A 6,350-nucleotide genomic window follows, 5' to 3' on the forward strand; every position below is an offset into this window, starting at 1 on the left:
TTGCCATTCGCGCCGCCGGAGCGCGGCGCCGCAGACATTCTACCGCTCATCAACCTTACGTCAAAGCGGTACTGTTCCGATCACTCGATATTGTGCCGGGGTCCAATAGGGAATCCGCGTGATGTTGCGCCGTGATCAGGGTGGCAGATTTCGGCCGGCGTCAAGGGATGTGCGTTACCCCGGCGACCGAAGGTAGTCCGAGGGGCGAATAGCAAATTCGCGCCGTCGACCAATGAGAATATCGATCGGAGTAGGATCGGCGTCGATGCCAAACTTGGCCATCGCGCCCACCCTACTCAATTGCAAAAATCAGGAAGCTGAACGAATAGAGGGCCGAATACATGCCACCCGCAACGGCGGTCCCACGGCAAGATCCTGCGGACGACAACGCCACAGCGACGGCAATCATCGAAGCTTGTTTTTATGCACAATGGTGTCGCTGCTCAGATTGCTGAAGAGAAAAAACCAGGGCTGGATGGGCTTCTCCAAAGCAGGCTGTTTCGCAAGAAAATGCCGCTCGCATGCCGCAAGCGCCGTGTTGCGCTTCCGGCGTGCGCATCATGCCAATTTATTAAGGCGGAACGTCTTCGCTAAAGCGAGGAGTGAAAAAACACGAAGCCAGCAAACACGCGCCAACACGGTTGCTCCGGAAAAATCACGTCTGCGAAAACGCTTCCTCTCGGAACCGCTCAGTCAATCCATGGGTGCGGCACATCGAAATCACTCCATTTTGCTGCGCCACGCGGCTCGTATTGCAACATTCCTCCATCGCAAGCACTTTTTGATGCCGCAATCACCGTGATTTTTGGTCGGCCAACCGCCGCAAAACCCAGCCTCACCGCCACAGGGCTCCAAACTTCCGGGATGGGCCGCCCGCCCTCATGCCGCCAACCAGCAGACGGCGTACGGCAACGCTCCGTGAGCCTAAAGGGTGCAATCTACCGGCCTAGATGTGCCGCGCCAAGCACCACCCAGCCCGATCCCTATTGCGGTGGCCACAGGCGTATCGCGGGGTGTAACACCCGAGTGGCTCCCTCTGCTCCAGCCGCTACGAGGAGAATGCCAACTAGTCCCGAAACCGATTGGCCGCGCTTTCAGCAGCCTCGGGATCGCGCACATGCTGTTATACCCCTCGGCATCGTGCTTTTTCGCGAAATACCGGCGTCATATTTCCGACTGTTGCAAACCAGCGAGTGCCGGTCGCTTTCGTCTTGGCATCTTGCATGAGCGACCTCCTTCCCAAGGAGGAACGCAAACGAGAATCCCAGGTTCCGAATCGACCCAATTGCCCACGCCTCGGTCATCAACGATCGCCCGCCCCGACGCACAATTGCGTAAACGGGAGACCGCCCTGTTGTCCGCAGACAACATCACCACCGAGGAAGACGTCCACCAGCAGGATTTCAGCGACAATCACACACACACAAAGATGATGACGTGCCGATACTTCGAACGGTTGCAAACCGCAATGTTGTCTGCAGACAACGTCAGGCGTCGGGCGCGATGCTATCCTTCGGCCCCATCCGCTTGTCAAAGCCAGCCCTTGCGCAGGTAGCGCATGATCGGAGAATGCCGCCCTGATGAAGCCGCGCCCGACTCCCGCGTTGCAGCTCACTCAATTTCGCATTGCCATCGGGACGGACGCAAAACCTCATGTGATCGGCACCTGACAGAGCGCTCTGGCTTTCGTCCATCGGGAAAACTTCGCCGCCTTGCATCAACCGCGCCGCGGCCTAATCACGCTGCCAGAGAACTGGTCTTGGTAGTCGCCGGCGACCCCGTTGTAGCTAGGCGCGGCCGCCGTTTACCCGCCCCTTGTTGTCTGCAGACAAATGCGCCGGCGCAATGTTGGCGTTGATCATTTCTCCTCAGAGCGCCGCCGCTGCCGCTCATGCATCAAAGGCAGTGGCGGCCGTCTTCTGTTGTCCGCAGACAACACATCAAACCTTGACGCCGATTTGATCTAGACGTTTTGCGCAATGGGAGCACTGTAGCCCCCGTAACCGCAGGTGCCTAAACAGCGGCCGCTCTCTTTGAGGACGAAGTCCCATGCGGGAAGTCAAGCGGCGAAGAAACCACGTCGGAACACATAATTTAAAGCACCCTCTTCCCTTCTCCGCCCGATCGACTAGTTTTGATGGCGTAACAAACGCCGGGCGAACTCCTGGTTCCAAGGCTTACAAAGGGGAAAGTTATGGCGACTGGTACCGTGAAGTGGTTCAACTCGACGAAGGGCTATGGCTTCATCCAACCCGACGATGGCGGTACAGACGTCTTCGTCCATGCTTCCGCCGTGGAGCGGGCAGGCATGCGCGGTCTGAACGACGGCCAAAAGATCACCTACGATCTGGTCGAGGACCGCAAATCCGGCAAGACATCTGCTGACAACCTGCGCACCTGATCCGGTTGCCGGATTACCTACCATTGGTCGGCGCCGCCGCCCAATGGTAGGTGGACGTGGCGAACTTGAGATCTGTGCCCGTCCAAGGTCCGGGACCGTCGCCAACGACGCGTTCCACGGCACATCCTTGCCGCAGAACCGCGTCAAAACATCCCGATGCAAAGGAAGTAGTGCCCTTTGTCGCCGCGTGGGTCGGTAAAGCACGTGAGTCAGTAAAATAAGACACGGCCGCGGCCTCTGCCTAGGCGATAAAAAATGCCGCCACCGCCGACCAGAAGCTTTTCGGGCGATCCGAAAGTAACCCACGGATCTGGCGCGCCGCCGCGGCGGCACTCACCGTCGTACCGAAGCGGCAGTAGCAGACAATATCATGCAGGTCCTCGTCACAGATCTCAAAGAAGCGTTTCGCCTCACCATAGGTGTCGCTGTCCATGCCGGCCGCGTGGAGAACTGGATCGCGGAAGGCGACCGTGATCGGCGAGTAGTCGCTACGTAGCGCGTTTCGCTCGTCGCTAAACTGGAACTCGGTCTCATGAAGCGTATCCAGGTGCCTATGCCGAATTTCTTCCAACAACTCGGCCCAACGTTCCAATCGCTGGCGGCGTGTCATCCCGTGCGCACCGAAGAATGGCTCTATCTGCGCGATGGTCTGCAACTGCTCCAAGGTGTGATGCTTCATTGTCGCCTCCAATCAAACGACGTTGTGAAAGCCAGCCCAACACTAGCCTGTTCCTAGTCGTTGGCGCTGTCCAATCACGATGCTGGTGAGGCGCAATATCGTAAGTCACATGGCGTGTTGCGGCGGCAATCCGCGGCTTTCCGATCAGCTCTTTCGAATACCACTATGCACGCGTCGGGGTCAGGTGCTGTCGGTGAGGCACTAGAAGGAGACGGCTGGCTGCGCCTAACAGAACGGGTGAGCCGCTTCGGCTCGCTAAAGGCAAAGCATGCAATGCGCAATTGTAACTGGCACGAACAACAACTCCCATTTCCCCTTCAATCGTCGGCGATCCACATCCGACCGACCAGCGCTTGAAATGGCCGTTTCGGCCGAAGTTGCCCTGCCGCCAGCCCTCTAAGAACTATACGTTCGGGATCTGTTATACCGCACCTCATTCGGATGGATTGGCCACGTTACCGACTGATCAATCGGAGACTCGTCTCTCCAACCAGACGTCCGATATATCGGCGCTCCCAAACCCGGTGATCAACCGCGCGACCCCAGATTGTCGAATGGGTAATCCGCCCTGTCTGTCGGGGCGTCAGTGCTTTATGTTTCGACAAGTGCGCTGCGCAAATAGTGCCCTTGAACCCTCCCACCTGGACGGCGCGGCAATTTTTCAACGCACGTCTCGATCTTTCCGATCGGCCAGGCGCTTTTTAAGCTCTGTTCTTTGCGCATGCCTTTGATCGCAATGCCACCGCACACTTTCGCGCGACAGGCTGTCGCGAAAACTCGCCAACCAGGTGCGGCGCATGGTCTGATCATTCCTCGTCAGTGGCGGCATCTGCTCGAAATCAGTTGCTCTACTTGGGACATACGCGTCAGACAACAACATGCTAAAAAAGTCCTCTTCTGGACGATAGAAAGCCCGAACATCTTCGATCCTGGTATGGCCAGCCGGTTTCCTGTTCGCGCGATGCGCCAGTTGATAGCCTCAGGAGACTGAGCATCTCGCAATCGCGAAAGCCAGTTGCATTCCCGACAAGGTTGGAGCGCTCGGTCGTGCCACCGTGGTAGACATTCTGGCTTTTCTGGGCCAAGCGCAGGGTCGCGAAGTGGCATTTTCGGGTTTTTTTCGCCCGAAACCAGCGGCCCTCGCCAGAGGCGACAACACACCCTTGCTGGATCGGCGTTTGTGTGGCGGAAGTAAATACCGCGTTTTCTTCCGTTATGAGGTTCATCGGTAGAAGTATCATATAGTTAACACTCCTTGACATTACGGCAGCGTGCGGAAGAACCGAAACCGTGTCTAAGACAGGGTGGCGACGCCTGTCGTTGGAAGTGGACCAAAATCGCCGGCAATTACTCGGATAACATGTTGTTGGACCGCCGCTGCGCTGGTCTCTGCTAATTTGGAACTGACGTCTAAATCCGAGGCAAAGGCATGTTGGGGATTGAAGACCTGAGCTTTATTACTTCTCGCTCTGGAGGCACGCACGTCGATCGACTTTAGATGCTCTCGACGTGTGGGAGTGGAAACACGACGCGCCAACTCGTCCTCATCGCAATGCAATCTTATCGGTATGAGGGGCGCAGAGCATTGCCGGGCCGCATCGGCGATCTGTTGAAACGTGCGAAGACTACCTTCGTTGCCTTCGACAAGGGCCTGCGTGAAGATGAAGCTGGCCGAAGGAGGGCTGTAGGCCACTATCGCGTCTAGCACTACCTGTCGGATTCTCCCAGTGTATTCCGATATCCCGTTCGGGAGGGGCGCCATGCCGTCGTCGTCAAGAAGGCGGAATATTGGATTGTTGAACCAATGGTTATCGATGACTTTTGCAGAAACGAGGGTGCTCAGTTCATTAGCAATTGTCAGCTTTCCGACGCCAGGGAAGCCCATCAACAAAACAAAAACGCGCATAACAGTGTTAGCCTCGTGACTGTTTACCACAACAACAATAGGCGACTTCTTGAACGTCGCAATGTCCGACGCGCCACCAAATGTGCCCTGGTTGCCTCCTGATGAGTGTGCTTGTACGAAATTCGGCGTCAGACCGGGAGAACATGACCGATCCTCGTTCACTTGGTCGCCAAGGCCGAAGGCGTTTTTCCGAAAGGGCTGCGCTATGACTCGAGATCTCCGCAGCTCTCTCGGAATTGCAGCGCGCTAGACCGACCCGACCCTATAACAGCTGGCGCCAGCCGAGCCTTTGAATTGAAGGACAGGATGCCGCTGGAAATGAGTTCGCGCTCATGAACTGGCGAGCGAGCGGCGAAACCGAAAGCGGTATCGCGATCTCCCACACCCGGCCCACAGCCGCGACTACAGGGCGATATAGATCGCAGATACGCTTGAGGATCGCATTACCCGATCCAAGGCAAAGGTGTCGGCGAACAAATAGATGATCATTGACGGCCAAACGTTGCTCGAGCCACGTCTTACGCAGCCCAAGCGCCAGGCCGGAAAACAAGATGCGGCTCACATCGATACCGGTCAACATCCTCCCGACGATGCCATCGCCAAAATTCTACCGGCCAGGTATCGTCCCAGGCCCACTGGCAAAAAGACACTCGCCTCGCGGGGGGATTCCGGCCGGTGCGTTGGTCGTTGCTTGCAGCGATTTTCGGCAAGCAAGTACTTCCACCACGTTCCAATGATCTGGCAAGGATCATCGGACTGTACGGCGACGGCCATCCTCCACATATCGCCCGGCGATCGCGACGCGCTATGCGATCTTCGTGCGGTTAGCCGGGACGGCTCCCAGTCGGGCTCTTGCAACGGCTGCTGCCGATCATCCCAGGGTCTGCGCCACGGCACGTGCATCCATGCCTTCGTCAAATGCGTCTAGCTGGCAATCTTCCGGGGATCATTCGATATGCGCGAGATCGTTCTAACCAGTGATCGCCAAGCGGGTTCAAGCTAGCATAGTCAATTGCGAGCGGAACAGATGCGACCGGGACAAGCCGTGTTATCGAGGCAGTTGTCGGGAACCGCCGACATGGCTTCGTCAAACCTCTCCCGGTTGGAGAGAAATGCCGATGTATGCTAATCCGCCTCGCCATCCGTCCTCCGAACCAGGATGACAACAACGGCTTCATCTCCTCGGGGTGGAGACCCCATCGGGAACATTCTTCGATGAGGCATTAGGGGGGTTAAATCTTCACTTCGCTTGACACCCCGCTCCCCACAGTGCGTATTCCGGTGATGCCGGACGGCTATTCCAATCTGAAGTCGGACAGGTATTCCAATCTCATGCCGGACACGATTCCGATTTGAAGCCGGAC

The 6,350-nt window shown here is 57.1% G+C and carries 5 protein-coding genes; 2 read left to right on the forward strand and 3 right to left on the reverse strand.

Going from position 1 to position 6,350, the window contains the following annotated elements:
• The first annotated feature begins 265 nt into the window (after positions 1–265).
• On the forward strand, positions 266–802 hold the full coding sequence (locus tag ABIE33_RS34280; RefSeq protein WP_429133370.1) for a hypothetical protein: 537 nt from the start codon (positions 266–268) through the stop codon (positions 800–802).
• A gap of 1,392 nt (positions 803–2,194) precedes the next feature.
• On the forward strand, positions 2,195–2,401 hold the full coding sequence (locus ABIE33_RS34285; protein ID WP_429133372.1) for a cold-shock protein: 207 nt from the start codon (positions 2,195–2,197) through the stop codon (positions 2,399–2,401).
• 241 nt (positions 2,402–2,642) lie between these two features.
• Here ABIE33_RS34285 and ABIE33_RS34290 read toward each other — a convergent pair whose 3' ends face one another.
• From ABIE33_RS34290 to ABIE33_RS34300, 3 genes are all read right to left on the reverse strand, one after another.
• Positions 2,643–3,080: a hypothetical protein gene (locus ABIE33_RS34290; RefSeq protein ID WP_429133374.1), complete on the reverse strand. Its 438-nt coding sequence runs from the start codon at positions 3,078–3,080 to the stop codon at positions 2,643–2,645.
• A gap of 1,294 nt (positions 3,081–4,374) precedes the next feature.
• Positions 4,375–4,986: a chloramphenicol phosphotransferase gene (locus ABIE33_RS34295; RefSeq protein WP_429133385.1), complete on the reverse strand. Its 612-nt coding sequence runs from the start codon at positions 4,984–4,986 to the stop codon at positions 4,375–4,377.
• Between the two features lie 262 nt (positions 4,987–5,248).
• Positions 5,249–5,563: a hypothetical protein gene (locus ABIE33_RS34300; RefSeq protein ID WP_429133376.1), complete on the reverse strand. Its 315-nt coding sequence runs from the start codon at positions 5,561–5,563 to the stop codon at positions 5,249–5,251.
• Between the last annotated feature and the right edge of the window lie 787 nt (positions 5,564–6,350).

This window comes from Ensifer sp. 4252 (assembly GCF_050434565.1).
Lineage (GTDB): Bacteria > Pseudomonadota > Alphaproteobacteria > Rhizobiales > Rhizobiaceae > Ensifer.